Annotated in this window: 16 protein-coding genes; 8 read left to right on the forward strand and 8 right to left on the reverse strand. The window is 69.7% G+C overall.

The annotated features are described in order from the left end of the window. Nucleotides 1-64: 64 nt before the first annotated feature. The 4 genes from FHS08_RS02570 to FHS08_RS02585 all read right to left on the reverse strand — a co-directional run bounded on the left by FHS08_RS02570 (nt 65) and on the right by FHS08_RS02585 (nt 3,411). Entirely contained in the window at nt 65-1,345 is a 1,281-nt protein-coding gene (locus tag FHS08_RS02570; protein WP_167035190.1) for an extracellular solute-binding protein, read from the reverse strand. Between the two features lie 215 nt (nt 1,346-1,560). Beyond that, the gene (rplL, locus tag FHS08_RS02575) at nt 1,561-1,950 is read right to left on the reverse strand and encodes a 50S ribosomal protein L7/L12 (protein WP_167035192.1); all 390 of its coding nucleotides are present in this window, start codon (nt 1,948-1,950) and stop codon (nt 1,561-1,563) included. Nucleotides 1,951-1,995: 45 nt separating this feature from the next. After that, nucleotides 1,996-2,511: a 50S ribosomal protein L10 gene (gene rplJ, locus FHS08_RS02580; RefSeq protein ID WP_167035194.1), complete on the reverse strand. Its 516-nt coding sequence runs from the start codon at nt 2,509-2,511 to the stop codon at nt 1,996-1,998. A gap of 264 nt (nt 2,512-2,775) precedes the next feature. Beyond that, nucleotides 2,776-3,411: a VOC family protein gene (locus FHS08_RS02585; protein ID WP_167035196.1), complete on the reverse strand. Its 636-nt coding sequence runs from the start codon at nt 3,409-3,411 to the stop codon at nt 2,776-2,778. Between the two features lie 138 nt (nt 3,412-3,549). Here FHS08_RS02585 and fdhA point away from each other — a divergent pair, with 138 nt between their 5' ends. From fdhA to FHS08_RS02615, 6 genes are all read left to right on the forward strand, one after another. Further along, nucleotides 3,550-4,767, forward strand: a complete 1,218-nt coding sequence (gene fdhA, locus FHS08_RS02590) for a formaldehyde dehydrogenase, glutathione-independent (RefSeq protein ID WP_167035198.1) — start codon at nt 3,550-3,552, stop codon at nt 4,765-4,767. Between the two features lie 76 nt (nt 4,768-4,843). After that, nucleotides 4,844-5,245 (forward strand): GlcG/HbpS family heme-binding protein, encoded by a 402-nt coding sequence (locus tag FHS08_RS02595; protein WP_167035200.1) that lies wholly within the window; start codon nt 4,844-4,846, stop codon nt 5,243-5,245. 117 nt (nt 5,246-5,362) lie between these two features. Further along, nucleotides 5,363-6,019 (forward strand): YqaJ viral recombinase family protein, encoded by a 657-nt coding sequence (locus FHS08_RS02600; protein WP_167035202.1) that lies wholly within the window; start codon nt 5,363-5,365, stop codon nt 6,017-6,019. Between the two features lie 178 nt (nt 6,020-6,197). Next, a complete protein-coding gene (locus tag FHS08_RS02605; protein ID WP_243847203.1) occupies nt 6,198-7,892 on the forward strand; it encodes an MDR family MFS transporter in 1,695 nt (564 codons plus the stop codon). 10 nt (nt 7,893-7,902) lie between these two features. Then, nucleotides 7,903-8,418, forward strand: coding sequence for a MarR family winged helix-turn-helix transcriptional regulator (locus FHS08_RS02610; protein WP_167035204.1), 516 nt, complete (start codon nt 7,903-7,905; stop codon nt 8,416-8,418). 166 nt (nt 8,419-8,584) lie between these two features. Next, a complete protein-coding gene (locus tag FHS08_RS02615; RefSeq protein WP_167035206.1) occupies nt 8,585-9,616 on the forward strand; it encodes an NADP-dependent oxidoreductase in 1,032 nt (343 codons plus the stop codon). Nucleotides 9,617-10,334: 718 nt separating this feature from the next. Here FHS08_RS02615 and FHS08_RS02620 read toward each other — a convergent pair. Continuing rightward, nucleotides 10,335-11,225, reverse strand: a complete 891-nt coding sequence (locus FHS08_RS02620) for a LysR family transcriptional regulator ArgP (protein ID WP_167035208.1) — start codon at nt 11,223-11,225, stop codon at nt 10,335-10,337. A 71-nt stretch (nt 11,226-11,296) separates the two neighbouring features. Between FHS08_RS02620 and FHS08_RS02625 the strand changes: the two genes are divergently transcribed. Next, nucleotides 11,297-12,148 carry a LysE family transporter gene (locus FHS08_RS02625; RefSeq protein ID WP_167035209.1) on the forward strand — a complete coding sequence of 284 codons (852 nt, stop codon included), beginning with the start codon at nt 11,297-11,299 and terminating at the stop codon, nt 12,146-12,148. A 647-nt stretch (nt 12,149-12,795) separates the two neighbouring features. Here FHS08_RS02625 and FHS08_RS02635 read toward each other — a convergent pair. Further along, entirely contained in the window at nt 12,796-13,140 is a 345-nt protein-coding gene (locus FHS08_RS02635; protein ID WP_167035211.1) for an iron chaperone, read from the reverse strand. A 45-nt stretch (nt 13,141-13,185) separates the two neighbouring features. Between FHS08_RS02635 and FHS08_RS02640 the strand changes: the two genes are divergently transcribed. Next, nucleotides 13,186-13,461: an acylphosphatase gene (locus FHS08_RS02640; protein ID WP_167035213.1), complete on the forward strand. Its 276-nt coding sequence runs from the start codon at nt 13,186-13,188 to the stop codon at nt 13,459-13,461. A gap of 291 nt (nt 13,462-13,752) precedes the next feature. Here the strand turns inward: FHS08_RS02640 and FHS08_RS02645 are convergent, their stop codons facing one another. Both FHS08_RS02645 and FHS08_RS02650 read right to left on the reverse strand, forming a co-directional pair. After that, nucleotides 13,753-15,087, reverse strand: a complete 1,335-nt coding sequence (locus FHS08_RS02645; RefSeq protein ID WP_167035215.1) for an MFS transporter — start codon at nt 15,085-15,087, stop codon at nt 13,753-13,755. Then, entirely contained in the window at nt 15,084-16,037 is a 954-nt protein-coding gene (locus FHS08_RS02650) for a dihydrodipicolinate synthase family protein (protein ID WP_167035216.1), read from the reverse strand. Before FHS08_RS02650 ends, FHS08_RS02645 begins: the two co-directional genes overlap by 4 nt. Nucleotides 16,038-16,110 lie beyond the last annotated feature (73 nt).

The following is a 16,110-nucleotide window of genomic DNA, read 5'->3' on the forward strand; positions in this document are numbered from 1 at the left end:
TTCCTCCCTCGCTCCCTCAGGAGGGCGGCCGGTTCCCCGCCGCCCTCCGGGAGGAGTCATCCGATCAGTTGGCGGCGTCCTGCCGGGCGGCCTCGATGCTCTGCAGGATCGAGTCGAGGTTGCCCTGGTTCTGCGCGAACTGGACCATGGCGCGGTTGAACGCGTCCGAGACGGCAGCGGGCATCGTGTCCGAGGCGTCGAAGCGGAAGACCTCGACGCTCTGCAGGATCTCGGCGGACTTGCGGTTGATGTCGTCCGGATACGCGTCCAGCGGCACGTCGAGGTTGGCCGCGAGGAAGCCCCCGCGCTCGACCCAGATCTGCTGGGCCTCGGGCGTGATCAGATATTCGATGAGGGAGCGCGCGGCCTCGGTGTCGTTGAACATGCCGATGATGTCGCCGCCGCCGGTGACGCCGCCCGTGAACTGCGTGTTGACGTCGGGGAACCGGTAGAACGCGTACTGATCGGGCGTGGCGCCCGCCTCGTTCTGGAAGAAGTCCGTGATGAACGTCGCCTGCTGGTGCAGGAGGCATCCGGGCGGGTCGGAGAACAGCGGGTTGCCCGCGCGGCCGAAGTTCGTGTTCACGATGAAGTCCGACCCGCCGAACGAGTTGTCCAGCACCTCGCCGAACGCTTCGAACGCCTCGCGGATCTCGGGCGAGGTCCACTCGAGCTCGCCGCTGGCCCACTGGTCGTAGACATCGGGACCGGACTGGCGCAGGACGAACGACTCGATCCAGTCGGTGCCGGGCCAGCCGGAGGCCGCGCCGGACTCCAGGCCGACGCACCACGTCGTCTCGTCACCGGTCTTGAGCGAGTCCGCCGTCGCGTTCAGCTCGTCGTAGGTCGCAGGCTCGCTGCCGTCCCAGACGCCCGTGTTGTAGAACACGAGACCCTTCACGGCCGCCTTCGTGAAGACGCCGGCGAGAGTGTCGTCCGCGGTCGTGCCGAGCTCGGCGAACCCCGGTGGGGTCGACGCCTCGTATGCGTCGATGTCGAGGAAGTCGAGCGGCTGCAGTGCGCCGGAGTCGTACCACTCCTTGACCTGACCGGGTCCGGGGATGCCGGCGACGTCGGGGAGGTTGCCCGACGCGATGCCTGCCGTGATCTGCGCGTTGATGTCGCGGCTGCCGGTGTACTGCACCGTGTAGCCGGTCTCCTCCTCCCACGGTGCGACCATGGCGAGGAACGAATCCTGCTCGGCGCCGCTCCACACGCCCAGGACGCTGACGGTGTTGCCTCCACCGCCGCCGCCCCCTCCGCACGCCGTGAGCACGAGCGATGCCGCCGCGACTCCGAGGACGACCATCCGTCGACGGGTCGAGCGCTTCGATGCTGCTGACACGAGTCTTCCTCCCGTTGCTGTGGTCAGCGACATCGTCACCGCTGACGAGCCCGATGCTAGACCTGTCCATTTGACCGATCAAGAGGGTTCGTCGACGAGGGCTTCGGATGCCGCATCCCCCCGCGCCCGACGCGTTCGAGGTCGAGGCACGGTCGGGGAGGACGACGAAGGCCCCCGGGACAACCCGGGGGCCTTCGCTTCGCGAGAGAGCGAGATTACTTGAGCGTGACCGTCGCGCCGGCCTCTTCGAGAGCGGCCTTGGCCTTCTCGGCGGCCTCCTTGTTGGCGCCTTCGATGACGGCCTTGGGGGCGCCGTCGACGACGGCCTTGGCCTCGCCGAGGCCGAGCGAGGTGAGCTCGCGGACGACCTTGATGACCTGGATCTTCTTGTCGCCGGCGGCCTCGAGGACGACGTCGAACGAGTCCTTCTCCTCGACCTCTTCGACGGGGGCGCCACCGGCGGGCGCGCCGGCGGCGGCCACGGCGACGGGGGCGGCGGCGGTGACCTCGAAGGTCTCCTCGAACGCCTTGACGAACTCCGAGAGCTCGATGAGCGTGAGCTCCTTGAACGCGTCGAGCAGCTGCTCAGTCGTGAGCTTGGCCATGATGATTCTCCTTGATATGGGGTTCTACTACGCCGGGGCCCGATGTCAGGCCGCGGACTCCTGCTTCTCACGCAGCGCGTCGACCGTGCGGACGGCCTTCGACAGCGGAGCGTTGAACAGATAGGCGGCGCCGAACAGCGAGGCCTTCATCGCGCCGGCGAGCTTCGCCAGCAGGACTTCACGGCTCTCGAGGTCGGCGAGCTTGTTGACCTCGTCCGCGCTCAGGGGGGCACCGTCGAAGTAGCCGCCCTTGATCACGAGAAGAGGGTGTGCCTTGGCGAAGGCACGAAGACCCTTCGCGACGGCGACGGGGTCGCCGTGCACGAAGGCGATGGCGGACGGGCCCTTGAGCTCGTCGTCCAGCGCCGAGATCCCGGCCTTGTTGGCCGCGATCCTGGTCAGCGTGTTCTTCACCACGGCGTACTCCGCGTCCTGACGGATGCTGTTGCGCAGCTCCTTGAGCTGCTTCACCGTCAGACCGCGGTACTCGGTCAGCAGAACGGCAGTCGAGTCCTCGAAGTTCTTCGTGAGCTCGGCGACCGATGCGTCCTTCTGCGCCATGGCCACTCCTTGTGTGTACGAGACGCTCCGCGATGGCGGGGCGTCGGCCTCGGCGCCGGTCTTGTCGTCACGGCAAAGAGAAAAGCTCCGGCGCAAGCGCACGGAGCTCGGTTCCTGTCTCCAGGAGAATCGTTCGTGACACCTGCGCGGGCCCCTGCGATGCAGTGCTTCGATCGTCTCGTGCTCGCGCACACGACGATGACCGGCGGTCTTCGGTTGGGACGAGTCTACGGGATGCCGGGCGCCCGGCCAAATCGCGGGACGCTACGAACGCCACGGGCTGAGGTCGACCTTGTGGCCGTCCGCATCGGAGAGGGTCCACCACCTCGGGGCATGGGTGTCGTCCGCGACCGTTCCGCCTGCCGCGATCGCGGCATCCAGCCGTGCCTCCAGGACGTCGCGGGGACCGTTGACGTCGAGGTGGGACCTCCCGCGCAGCGGGCGGTCGACGTGCTGGAACCAGATGAGCGGCCCACGGCCGTCCGCGTCGAACAGCACGCCCTCACTCACCTCGCGGAACCCTGTCACGGCTCTCCAGAACGGCACGATCGCCGCGGGATCGGGGGTCGCGACGGCGATCATGAGGTCTTGCATCCGGTCGGTCTCGGCCGCGACGCCCAGCTCGCGCGCGGCCGCCGAGATCTGCCGCGCGAGCTCGAGGTCCTTCGTCGTGAGTCCGCCCGCCGAGTGGGTGATCGTGCGCACGCGCACGGTGGCGAACCGCACGTCGACGTCGGGATGATGGTCCGCCGCGTCCGCGAGCTCGGCGATGGCTGCGAACAGCCTCGCGCCCGTCGCGAAGTCGCCCGTGCGGAACAGTGCGAACGCGCCGGTGACCCGCGCGCGCCAGTCGTCGACGCCAGCCGCGGCGCGGAACTCCCGGGGAGTGATCGTGTCCATGCACCCAGACTGCTCTTCCTCGCGCGACGCGCAAGGTGCCGCTCGTGTGGCGAGGCGGTCCTGACGCACGCACGGTTGCGCCCGGCGCGGCGGACGGCGAAGCTGGGTAGCGGGGATCCCCGTTCAGGGAGGACGACGATGTCTGGCAACAGGGCTGTTGCGTACAAGGGTCCCGGCGTGGTCGAGGTCATCGACACGGACTATCCCGGGTTCGAGCTCAAGGACGGGCCGGGGGTGAATCCCGCCAATGTGGGCCGCAAAGTGCCGCACGGCGCGATCCTCAGAACCGTCAGCACGAACATCTGCGGCTCGGACCAGCACATGGTGCGAGGGCGCACGACCGCGCCGGAGGGCCTCGTCCTCGGTCATGAGATCACCGGCGAGGTCGTCGAGGTGGGGCCGGGCGTCGAGTTCATCCACGTCGGCGACATCGTCTCCGTGCCGTTCAACATCGCATGCGGCCGCTGCCGCAACTGCAAGGAGGGGAAGACGGGCATCTGCCTCAACGTCAACCCCGATCGCCCGGGCAGCGCGTACGGCTATGTCGACATGGGCGGGTGGGTCGGAGGCCAGGCCGAGTACGTCCTCGTCCCGTACGCCGACTGGAACCTCCTGAAGTTCCCCGATCGCGACCAGGCGCTCGAGAAGATCCTCGACCTCACGATGCTCTCCGACATCTTCCCGACCGGATTCCACGGCGCCTACACGGCCGGCGTCAAGCCGGGATCGACCGTGTACATCGCGGGCGCGGGCCCCGTCGGCCTCGCCGCCGCCGTCGGGGCGCAGCTGCTCGGGGCAGCCGTCGTGATCGTCGGCGACCTCAACGAGGAGCGTCTCGCGCAGGCCCGCTCGTTCGGGTGCGAGACCGTCGACGTGTCCAAGGGCGAGCCGGCAGACCAGATCGAGCAGATCCTCGGCGTGCCGGAGGTCGACAGCGGCGTGGACGCCGTCGGCTTCGAGGCGCGGGGCCACGGATCGGACGCCGCGCACGAGGCGCCGGCGACGGTGCTGAACTCGCTCATGGGCCTCACGGCGGCGGGCGGGGCCCTCGGCATCCCGGGTCTGTACGTCACGGGAGACCCCGGCGGCATCGACGATGCCGCGAAGGTCGGCTCGCTCTCTCTGCGGCTCGGCCTGGGCTGGGCCAAGTCGCTCGCCTTCACGACGGGCCAGTGCCCCGTCATGCGCTACAACCGGCAGCTCATGATGGCGATCCTGCACGACCGGGTGCAGATCGCGAAGGCCGTCAACGCCACGCCGATCGCCCTCGAAGACGCGCCGCAGGGTTACGCCGACTTCGACAAGGGCGCCGCCAGGAAGTACGTGCTCGACCCGAACGGCTACCTCACGGCCTGATGGACGACGGATGCCTCCGCCCGAGGCGCCCGATCGAGCAGCGGCGCACGCAGCGCCATCATCGAAAGGAAGCACCATGTCAACCGTCACCCTCGAGGACGCCCGCCGTGTCATCGCCGCCGCGGAGGCGCGTGCGGTCGAGGTCGGCCAGCCGATGAACATCGCCGTCGTCGACGTCGGGGGCAACCTCGTCGCGCACGTCCGTCAGGACGGAGCGTGGATCGGCAGCGTCAACATCTCGATCAACAAGGCCTGGACCTCGCGCGCGTTCGACATCGAGACGAAGGCGCTCGGCGAGAACTCGCAGCCCACGCAGCAGTTCTACGGCATCCACGCCACCAACGGCGGCAAGGTCGCGATCTTCGCGGGCGGCGTCCCGCTCAGCCGCGACGGCGTCGTCGTCGGCGCCGTCGGCGTGAGCGGAGGGTCGGGCGAGCAGGACCAGACGGTCGCCGAGGCGGGCGCCGCCGCGTTCTAGCCTTCTGGAGGACGGCATGCCGGCGGAGCCGGGAGCGGATGTCGTCGCGTCCGCGGCTCGCCGAAGAGCGGGTGTCGCCGAGTGGCGACGTCGCCGACGCGGCGTAGGGTCGGACACGTGACTCCCGAGCTGGCCGCCCGCATCGTGGCGGATTCGCGCGACCGCGTCGCGTGGGTGCGCGCGCGGTCTCGCGGCATCACGGCGACGGATGTCGCGACCCTCACCTCGGAGCGCACGATCCCGCGCGCGGCCGACGCGAAGCTCCAGGGCTCGGGCTTCTCCGGCAACGCGTACACGGCCCACGGGCGCCGCCGCGAGCCCGAGATCGCGGCCTGGGTCGCGGCCACCCACGGCATCCAGCCCTCCTCCGCGCTGTTCCATGCCGTCGTCGAGAAGCGCCATCTCGCGACGCCGGACGGCGTCTCCGTCGACGCCTCGGGCCGCGTCACGCTCGCCGAGATCAAGACGACGAACAAGGCGTGGCGCAGCATCCCGCGCTCCTACCTCCGGCAGGTGTGGTGGCAGCAGCATGTCCTGGGGGCCGAGCGCACGCTCGTCGCCTGGGAGGAGCACGACGGCTTCGTGCCGGTCGGCGACGAGCCGCGCTGCGCGTGGGTCGACCGCGACGACGCCGAGATCGCGAAGCTCGTCGGACTCGCGACGGCGCTCATCGACGAGCTGCACCGCCGCACGATGCTGAGCAGACGCGCCGAGGGGATGCCGCGTCCCGCGATCGCCCGCGAGCCGTACCGGGCACTCGCCCTCGCCGACTGACGCCCTCCGACACGAGACGTGGCGGCCGGTGGTCGACCCTCTCGAATAGTTGACAGCGGTCAACGATCGGAATATAGTTGACAGATATCAACCGTTGATGATCGTCAACCTCTCTGCCGTCATCGACTCTGCGCCGCCGTCGTCGCGCCGTTTCCAAGCCGCTAAAGAAAGTCCTCTCATGTCTGCATCCTCCGATGCCGGGCTCGAGAAGCCCTCGATGAGCCACCGCCAGGTGCTCGAGGCGCTCTCCGGCCTCCTTCTCGGAATGTTCGTGTCGATGCTCGCATCGACCGTCGTATCGACATCCCTTCCCGTCATCGTCCACGACCTCTCGGGCGACCAGGCCGCGTTCACGTGGGTCGTCACCGCGACACTCCTGACGACCGCGATCTCCACACCGATCTGGGGAAAGCTCGCCGACCTCTCGAACCGCAAGGTGCTCTTCCAGCTCGCGATCGTGATCTTCGTCCTCGCGACGGCCGCGGCGGGCTTCGCGCAGAACCCCGGCATGCTGATCACGTTCCGCGCCCTCCAGGGCATCGGCGCCGGCGGCCTCGCCGCCCTCAGCCAGGTCATCATGGCCGACATCATCAGCCCGCGCGAGCGCGGCCGGTACATGGGCCTGTTCGGCGCCGTCATGGCCGTCGCGACCGTCGGCGGCCCCCTGCTCGGCGGTGTCATCACCGACGCGCTGGGCTGGCGCTGGAACTTCTTCGTTGCGCTGCCGTTCGCCGTGGCCGCGCTCATCCTCGTGCAGCGGACGCTCCACATCCCTGCCCGTCCCAAGAAGAAGACGCGCATCGACTACGTGGGCATCGTGCTGCTGTCGACGGCGGTCTCGCTCCTGCTCGTCTGGGTGACCAACGCGGGCAAGGACTACGACTGGTGGAGCGCGACGACGTTCTGGATGGTGGGCGGCGCCCTCGTCGCGGCCATCGTGTTCGTCATCGTCGAGCTGCGCTCGAAGGAGCCGCTCATCCCGCTGTCGCTGTTCCGCAACCTCACCTTCACGCTGTCCGTCATCGCGTCGATCGCGACCGGCATCGCGATGTTCGGCTCGTCGGTGTTCCTCAGCCAGTACATGCAGCTGGCGCGCGGAGCGACCCCGACCGAGGCCGGCCTCATGACGATCCCCATGATCGGCGGCCTGCTGCTCGCCTCGGTCGGCGTGGGCGCACTCGTGACGAAGTTCGGGCGCTGGAAGCCGTACCTCCTCGTCGGCAGCGTGTTCCTCATCGCAGGGTCCTACCTGCTCTCGACGATCCACTACGACACGAACTTCGCGCTCGTCTCGCTCTACATGTTCCTGCTCGGCGCCGGCGTCGGAATGACCATGCAGAACCTCGTGCTCGTCGTGCAGAACACCTCGAAGCCGACCGAGATCGGCGTCGCGAGCTCTGGCGTCACGTTCTTCCGCAGCCTCGGCGGCACGATCGGCGTCTCGGTCATGGGTGCGGCGCTCGCGTCGCGCGTCACCGACCTCGTCGGCGGTGCGAAGGACGACATCACGGCGGCCATCATGGGCCTCGGCGACAAGGCGCAGTACTGGGCCGATCAGCTGCAGTCCGGGTCGCTCCCCAAGGTCTCCTCGATGCCCGAGACGCTGCGTGTCATCTTCGAGGACATCTATGCGCAGGGCATCTCGCACTCGTTCCTCATCGCGGTGCCGTTCGCGGTCATCAGCCTCCTGGCGATCGCGTTCCTGCCGAACAAGTCGCTCACGAAGATGACGACGACCGAGCGCATCGAGGCGAGCGAGGCCGATCTCGCGACGGTCTCCGTCCCAGAGGGGATGGGCGTCCTGACGGCGACCGGCACGATTCCCACGCGGAACGGGCCGTCGGATGCCGATGCAGCCGACGGCACCCGCTAGGGTCTACGCCATGTCGACCGACGACACTCGAGAGGCCCGCACCGACGCGGTGCGGGCCCTCGAGGCCGAGTTCGGGGAGCTGATCAACCGGTTCCGCCGAATCCTGATGGACAACGCGAACCGCGTGAGCCCGGGCCTGCTCCCGGGTGCCTACAAGGTGTTCACGACGATCGTCCGGCGCGGCACGACGACGCACTCCGCCCTCGCCGAGTCGCTCATGGCGGACAAGGGCCAGATCAGCCGCACAGTGCGTGAGCTCGAGGATCTCGGGCTCGTGCAGCGCACGCCCGATCCGACCGATCGGCGCTCGAGCATCCTCTCCCCCACGGAGCTCGGTCTCGAGCGCCTCTCCGTCGCGCGCATCCCGCAGGAGGGCTCGCTGCTGCTCGCCCTCGAGGACTGGCCGATGGACGACATCCGCAATCTCACGCGACTGCTCCACGCGCTCGCTGCGGCCGACATCGATGCGGATCGCATCCCCTCGCCGCGCGACGCGACGACGCCTGCCGGGCCGGACCGCTCCTGATCGACGGGCCGCGCACGAGCCCTCCGATCGTGCGCGGCCAGTCGTCTTCCGGGTTTCGCGCAGCGGTAGCACTCGCGTAACACGACTGAGACAAATCCAGGGTTGACTGATGTCATCCCGGCAACGAGCGATGCCGATGTCGACACGCACGCGGAAGGAGCGACCGATGAGATTCCGGCCGCTGCGAGCAGCATCCGCCCCCGGGGGCGATTCGATCGCCCTCCCCGACCCGCCCGCCGAGATGCGCGCCATCGTCTTCGACGCGACGGGCTCCCCCGCCGTGCTGCACGAGGCATCCGTCCCCGTGCCGACGCCCGTGCTGAGCGAAGTCCTGGTCCGGGTCGTCGCGGCGGGCATCAACCCGATCGACGCCAAGACGCGCGCCGGCGCGGGCGTCTCCGGCGCCATCGCGACGTACCCCGCGACGCCGGGCTTCGACTTCAGCGGCATCGTCGTGCGGTCGCCGTACGAGGCGCACCCCTTCCCGGTCGGCACGCCGGTCTTCGGCATGGCGGCGTTCCCCCGGACGGGGGGCGCATACGCCGAGTACGTCGTCGCGCCCACGCTCTCGATCGCGCGCAAGCCGGTCTCCCTCTCGCACGTCGAGGCGTCGGGGGTGCCGCTCGCCGCGCTCACGGCGTGGGGCCTCGTCGTCGAGACGGCTCACGCCCACGAAGGCCAGCGCATCCTCATCCATGCGGCCGGCGGCGGCGTCGGGCACTTCGCCGTGCAGTTCGCGGCATACTTCGGCGCACACGTGACGGCGACGGGATCGGCGCGCAACGCGTCGTGGCTGCGCGAGCTCGGCGCCTCCGTCGTGATCGACTACACGACGACGCGCTTCGAGGACGTCGTCGGCGAGGTAGACGTCGTGATCGACCTCGTGGGCAACGTGCACGCCGACACGGGCACGCGCTCGATGCGGGTGCTGCGGCCCGGCGGCCTGTACATCGTCGTCCCGACGGGCTCGTGGCCGGGATACGCGGATGCCGCCGCCGCGGCGGGCGTGCGCACGACGAGCTACAGAGTCATCCCCGACGGCGGGTCGCTCGCGACGGTCGCACGCCTGCTCGAGTCGGGCGCCGTGCAGGTCTATGTCGACAAGGTCTACGACCTGTCGGATGCCGCGGCCGCCCACGTCGAGCTCGAACAGGGTCACACGCGCGGCAAGATCGTCCTGCGCGTCAGCGACGACTGACCCCCGGCATCCTGAGCCCGCTCTCTCGGCACGAAGGTCGCGCATCCGGCCGCTTCCCCGAGCCGCGAGCGACCACTCGCGCCACAATCTCCGGCCCCTGCCCCGCCCCTCCGGACGAAAGTGTCAGACCTGGCCGCATCCCCAGACCCGACGCGACCACTCGCACCACAATCTCCAGCCCCTGCCCCGCCCCTCCGGACGAAAGTGTCACACCTGGCGGCATCCCCAGACCCGACGCGACCACTCACGACACAATCTCCAGCCCTGCCCCGACGCCCAGCACGAAAGTGTCGCACCTGGCCGCATGCTGGGCCCGTGAGCGACCACTCGCGCCACCATCTCCAGCCCCTGCCCCGACGCCCAGCACGAAAGCGCCGCACCTGGCCGCATCCCCAGACCCGACGCGACCACTCGCACCACAATCTCGGGAAGCCCCGGCCGGTCCTCCAGCACGAGGGTGTCGAGCCTGGCCGCATCCAGGGCCTGTGAGCGACCACTCGCGCCACCATCTCGAGGCCACGCACCTCCCCTCGACACGAAGGGTTCGCATGTGGCCGCTTCCCCGGACCCGACGCGACCAGGCCCGTGAGTGACCACTCGCGCCGATCCCTCGGCGGGAATGTGGCGCACTTGGACGCCACCCCGAACCGCAAGCGACCACTCTCGCCACAATCCCCAGCTGTGCCCCCGACGACATCGAGACTGCGGGGAGCAATGATCAGCGGCTCGGGTCGAGCACCCTGCGGCCCTCGTCGACGACCTCGACGGCGATCGCGTCGAGCAACGGCGAGCGCAGGTTCCACTGCTGCCAGTGCAGTGGCACGTCGATCGGCGGACTCCCGAGACGCACGAGCCGTCCGTCGGCCAGCTCGTCGCGAGATTGGAAGGCCGGGAGCAGCCCCCACCCGAGCCCGAGCTTGATGGCCGTCGCGAAGTCGTTTGACGCCGGGACGTAGGTGCGCGGCGGCGCGTCCGCGTCGACGTCGCGCGCCGCGAGCCACTGCGACTGCAGGTCGTCCCGCCGGTCGAAGTCGACGAGCGGCGCGACCCCGAGTGCGTCGGACGTCGCGCCACGCGGCAGCCACCTCGCGAGGTAGGCCGGGGTCGCGACGGCTTCGTACCGCATCGTCCCGAGCGGCACGACGCGGCACCCCGCGACAGGCGTGGCCCGCGATGTCACGGCGCCCATGACGGTGCCGGACTCGAGGAGCCCGGCGGTGAAGTCCTGGTCGTCACGGTGGAGCTCGAAGACGACGGGATGCCGCTGCCCCAGCCGCGCGAGCGGCGCGAGGAACCAGGTGGCGAGCGAGTCCGCATTGACGGCGAGCGGGACGGTGAAGGGGCCTTCGGCGCCGACACCCAGCTCCCCCAGGGCATCGTGCTCAAGGAGCGCGAGCTGGCGCGCGAGCCGGACGACGACGGCACCTGCCTCCGTCGCGCGAACCGGCTTGGACCGGACGAGCACGACACGCCCGAGCTGCTCCTCGAGCGCCTTGATGCGCTGGCTCACGGCCGACGGCGTGATGTGGAGGCGGCGGGCGGCGGCATCCAGCGTCCCTTCGTCAAGGACAACCGCGATCGTCTCGGCGAGTTCCGACGATATCCGCATAGTAAGTCAGGCTAATGCCTCTGAAGAATCATGAGCTGTACTGTTCACGCGAAGACTCCTAGCGTGGTGACGTGCTCACCTCTGCCCTCGCCGGTCTCGGGCTCGGATTCTCGCTCATCGTCGCGATCGGCGCGCAGAACCTCTTCGTGCTGCGACAAGGCCTGCGCCGCGAGCACGTCATCGTGGTCGCCGCCATCTGCGCGGCATCCGACGCGCTTCTCATCGCGGCGGGCGTGTCGGGGATCGGGCTGATCCTGCACGCTGTCCCGTGGCTCATCGACGGCGTGCGCTGGGCGGGCTCCGCCTTCCTGATCGGCTACGGCGTTCTCGCGGCGCGGAGGGCGTGGCGACCCGGCGGCGCCGTGCTGGCACCGACGGATGCCGCTGCTCGGTCAGCGTCTCCCGACCAGTCGCGGGAGCGACCGCGCGACACACGGGCGTTCGAGCAGCGACCGGGCGACGCGCAGGCGGTCGGGCCCCGGGCATCCGGGCCGCAAGCCTCCGAGACACAGACGTTCGAGCCGCGAGTGTGCGAACCGCCGACGGCCGGGCTGCCGGCGGCCGGGCCGCCGGCGTCGGGTTCTCAAACGCCACTGGTTCCTGCCGTGCGGGCGGCCCGTCCCGCGACTCGCGCCCGGCGCGCGCCCGTGATCCTGACATGCCTCGCGCTGACCTTCCTCAACCCCCATGTGTACCTCGACACCGTGTTCCTGCTCGGCACGGTCGCGAACTCGCACGGCGACGATCGGTGGCTCTTCGCAGGCGGGGCGATTCTCGCAAGCGTCGTGTGGTTCTTCGGGCTCGCGCTCGGCGCACGCGGCCTCGGCCGCTGGCTGTCGACGCCCCGCGCATGGCGGATCCTCGACGCCGTCATCGCGGTCGTCATGATCGCGCTCGGCGTCTCGCTCGTGCTCCCGCGCTGAGCCCCACGCCCACACCCTCCCCGCGCGCGCCTTCCCCCGCGCATGGCGGATCCTCGACGCCCTCATCGCGGTCGTCATGATCGCGCTCGGCGTCTCGCTCGTGCTCCCGCGCTGAGCCCGCGCCCACACCCTCCCCGCGCGCCCACACCCTCCCGCGCATGGCGGATCCTCGACGCCGTCATCGCGGTCGTCATGATCGCGCTCGGCGTCTCGCTCGTGCTCCCGCGCTGCGCCCGCGCCCACACCCTCCCCCCGCGCGCACACCCTCCCGTATTCTCTCCCCGCACCCACACCCTCCCGTATCCTCTCCCCGCACCCACACCCTCCCGTATTCTCTCCCCGCGCACCCACACCCTCCCCCGCCGCGGCGTCCTTCTCACGTCCTCTCCCCGCGCCCGCGTCCTCCCCGGTCCCGGCGTCCTTCCCGCGTCCCTACCCCGCGCCCACACCGGCCCTGGCGCGCCCCGCGCGCATACCTGCTCCCTGCCCCCACGCCCCCACCCGCGTGCTCCCTGGAGTGTCCAAGACACGCGGACTCGAGTCATCGTGATGCGGCGTGTCTGGGACACTCGAGGCATCGTGACGCGTCGTGATGCGATACCCGACGCCGGGCGGGGTCGCACGTGCAGGCGGCGGAAAGGCGGGGCTCAGCCCTCGATCTGCGCTTTCCGGAACTCGATCAGGGCGCGCAGCGCGGCATCCGGGATCGGCATCTCCGGCTGGAACCTGATCGTCCCCTTGTCGACGTCGAACCCTTCGAGCATCCCCGCTGCGGCGGAGACTGCGTCGGGGCTGAAGGGATAGATGCCGATGTGCTTCTTCGCCCGCATGACCGAGAGGAGCGGCTTTCCGCGGTGCACGAGCGCCGGCATCCCGTAGCCCTTGCCCTGCTCGGCGTCGGGCACGAGCTCGCGCGCGACGTCGTAGACCCGCGCGACCGCGTCTCGATCTTCGGGCCCGAGGCTCGCGAGGTACTCGTCGACTGTTCCCATATCGGCATCCTCCCCGCCGTGGGCGCTCGCGGGCAAGATGGGAGCATGAGGCGCGTGCACGTCGTGGTCCAGGGTGCCGTGCAGGGCGTCGGCTACCGGTACACGATGCGGATGGTCGCGGGCGAGGCCGGCGTCGCCGGGTGGGTGCGCAATCGGCGCGACGGCACGGTCGAGGCGGAGTTCGAGGGGACGCCCGAGCAGATCGACGACGTGCTCGCGTGGATGGCGGAGGGGCCGCCCGGCGCGCGTGTGACGGCCGCGACCGTGACGGATGCCGCTGCCACGGGCGAGCGCGGATTCGAGGTGCGGCCGTCGGCGTGAGAGCGCAGCCGCCGGCGATCTCGAGACCGCCTTCCCGCGGGTCCCCGCGACGAGTGCCCGTTCCTGCGCCTCACCCGCCGGTCACTCGGAGACCTCGGCGGACGCACGCTGTGCCGCCGGCGATCTCGAGACCGCCTTGCCGCGGGTCCCCACGACGAGTGCCCGTTCCTGCGCCTCACCCGCCCGTCACTCGGAGACCTCGGCGGACGCACGCTGTGCCGCCGGCGATCTCGAGACCGCCTTCGCGCGGGTCCCCGCGACGAGTGCCCGTTCCTGCGCCTCACCCGCCCGTCACTCGGAGAACTCGGCGGACGCACGCAGTGCCGCCGGCGTGCCGACCTCATCGATCGCGATGCCCTTGGTCTCGGGCAGGAGCGCGGCGAACACGATCGTCCCGATCGTCCCGATCACGCCCAGCGCGATCGCGAGCCGGACGTCCGCGCCGATGCCGGTGGCGATCGTGAGCGCGACGAGCGGAAGCACGCCCGCCCCGATGCCTCGGCCGACGTAGTACGCGAGGTTCTGCGCCGTGCTGCGGATCGCGGTCGGGAACAGCTCGGACAGCCAGACGCCCTGCGCCCCGAAGTAGCCGAACCCGACGTAGATGAACAGGTAGCCGATGATGACGGGCGAGGTCCAGATCACCGCGGAGCCGAGCGAGTTGCCCGCCCCGAGGCTGAGGAAGCCGAACGCGAGATACGCCACCGTCCCTATCGAGGCCATCACGATGAAGGAGCGCCGTCTTCCCAGCCGGTCGGCGAGATAACCGCCGAGCAGGTACGCGACGAGCGTGATCGCACTCGTCGTGTATCCCACGAGGCCCACCGTCGCCGGCTCGAGCGTGAACACGGTCTGCAGCATCGATGCGCCGTAGGTGCCCACCGCGTACGCCCCGAAGAAGGCGAACGTCATCAGGAGGACGGCCAGCAGCATCCGCGTCGTCATGAGGGGGCGCATCGCCTCACGGAACGGGACTCTGCCGGTCGTCGATCCGCTCGCGGACTCTGCATGCCGCGCCTGCCAGACGCGCGACTCGGGAGTGAACAGGCGCAGGACGAGCGCGAGGAGCCCGAGGACTCCCAGGATGACGAAGGCCGCACGCCAGGCCTCCGTTCCGAAGGCCGCGGAGGTCTGGACGTAGGTGAACGTGGACAGGATGCTGCCGACGATGAACATCGCCTGCAGGATCCCGCTCGCCCCGCCGCGCCGCGCCGAACGGCCGGGAGAGGACTCCATGAGATACGAGAAGGCGATGCCGGACTCGCCGCCGATGCCGATCCCCGCGACGACGCGCAGCACGAGCAGCACCCCGAACGAGGGAGCGAAAGCGCTCGCGAGCGTCGCGAGGCTGAACAGCCCGACCGTGAGGATGAGCCCGAGACGGCGTCCCTTCCGGTCGGAGACCATGCCGAACACGATGCCTCCGACGATCCCCGCCAGGTAGCTGATCGCCTGGATGATCGCGACGTTCACGAGCGTCGTCTCGAAGTAGGCCGCGATGGGGGCGAGGAAGATGAGGAAGATCGCGAAGTCCGCCCCGTCGAGCACCGTGCCCAGACAGGAGAACAGCATGATCATGGCGCGCTGTCGCGCCGTGTAGGGCGCGATCTCGGGGGTGCTGCTCATGAAACCACCGCGGGGACCAGCCCCGCACGCTCGAGGCCGGTCCTGATGGCCGCCCGGTCGACGTCGGTGACATCGAGCTCGGGCGGGCGCACACGCGAGCTGGAGATGACCCCGGTCTGCACGAGGGCCTCCTTGATCCGAGAGTTCGCGCTCGCCGGCGTCGCGAAGCGGCTCGAGTAGATGTGGGTCAGGATCGGCAGGAGGCGAGTCGTGAAGACGTCGATCGCGTCCTCGACACGGCCGCTGAGGACGTCGCCGACATACTCGGCCCAGGAGGCGGGTGCCAGCTGACTCGCGCCCAGGATGATGCCGTCCGACCCGAGAAGCATGAGCCCGAGCAGTCCGGGGGAGTCGATCGCCGTGAGAAGGGGCACGCGGGGGCGCACGACCTCGAGATGCTCCTGGTAGTCCTGGTCGTCGCTCACGGTGTCCTTGATGGCGACGACGTTGTCGATCTCCGTGAGCCGCAGCAGGGTCTCGGTCGTGTACGAGATGCCCGTCGACTTCGGGTACTCGAAGATGACGAACGGGAGGTCGGTGCCTGCCGCGATCGCATCGAAGTACCGCAGAGGTGCCTCGGGCGACTGCGTGAGCGCGCGGCGCGGCAGGTAGTCGAACGTCGGCAGCACGAGCGCCGCATCGGCGCCGGCATCCTTCGCGGCGTTCAGCTTGTCGATCGAGCCCGCGATGGAGAAGTCCTCCACACCGGAGATCACGATCTTCCCTGCCGGAAGGATCTCGCGAGCGATCGTGATGACACGGGCGCGCTCGCGCGCCGTCAGGGTCGTGAGCTCCCCCGCATGGCCGTTCACGACGACGCCTTCCACTCCGTCGACGGCGGCGATGCCGGTGAGCAGACCGGCGAACTCGGCTTCGTCGATCGAGTAGTCGTCCGTGAACGGGACGGAGGGAGCGGGATACGTCCCACGGAGGGTCAGGTTGCTTCGCATGCTGGGAGTTCCACTTCTTGAGGGGACATTCCACGGGAGAAGCGAATCGTGGATGTCGAGTCGAACATCCATG

The organism is Microbacterium ulmi, assembly GCF_011759705.1.
GTDB classification, from domain to species: domain Bacteria; phylum Actinomycetota; class Actinomycetes; order Actinomycetales; family Microbacteriaceae; genus Microbacterium; species Microbacterium ulmi.

Bases quoted from the DNA above. Each gene is read 5' to 3' on its own strand.
- rplL (WP_167035192.1), bottom strand. From the start codon at position 1,950: ATGGCCAAGCTCACGACTGAGCAGCTGCTCGACGCGTTCAAGGAGCTC.
- rplJ (WP_167035194.1), bottom strand. From the start codon at position 2,511: ATGGCGCAGAAGGACGCATCGGTCGCCGAGCTCACGAAGAACTTCGAG.
- FHS08_RS02585 (WP_167035196.1), bottom strand. From the start codon at position 3,411: ATGGACACGATCACTCCCCGGGAGTTCCGCGCCGCGGCTGGCGTCGAC.
- fdhA (WP_167035198.1), top strand. From the start codon at position 3,550: ATGTCTGGCAACAGGGCTGTTGCGTACAAGGGTCCCGGCGTGGTCGAG.
- FHS08_RS02595 (WP_167035200.1), top strand. From the start codon at position 4,844: ATGTCAACCGTCACCCTCGAGGACGCCCGCCGTGTCATCGCCGCCGCG.
- FHS08_RS02605 (WP_243847203.1), top strand. From the start codon at position 6,198: ATGTCTGCATCCTCCGATGCCGGGCTCGAGAAGCCCTCGATGAGCCAC.
- FHS08_RS02610 (WP_167035204.1), top strand. From the start codon at position 7,903: ATGTCGACCGACGACACTCGAGAGGCCCGCACCGACGCGGTGCGGGCC.
- FHS08_RS02615 (WP_167035206.1), top strand. From the start codon at position 8,585: ATGAGATTCCGGCCGCTGCGAGCAGCATCCGCCCCCGGGGGCGATTCG.
- FHS08_RS02620 (WP_167035208.1), bottom strand. From the start codon at position 11,225: ATGCGGATATCGTCGGAACTCGCCGAGACGATCGCGGTTGTCCTTGAC.
- FHS08_RS02635 (WP_167035211.1), bottom strand. From the start codon at position 13,140: ATGGGAACAGTCGACGAGTACCTCGCGAGCCTCGGGCCCGAAGATCGA.
- FHS08_RS02640 (WP_167035213.1), top strand. From the start codon at position 13,186: ATGAGGCGCGTGCACGTCGTGGTCCAGGGTGCCGTGCAGGGCGTCGGC.
- FHS08_RS02645 (WP_167035215.1), bottom strand. From the start codon at position 15,087: ATGAGCAGCACCCCCGAGATCGCGCCCTACACGGCGCGACAGCGCGCC.
- FHS08_RS02650 (WP_167035216.1), bottom strand. From the start codon at position 16,037: ATGCGAAGCAACCTGACCCTCCGTGGGACGTATCCCGCTCCCTCCGTC.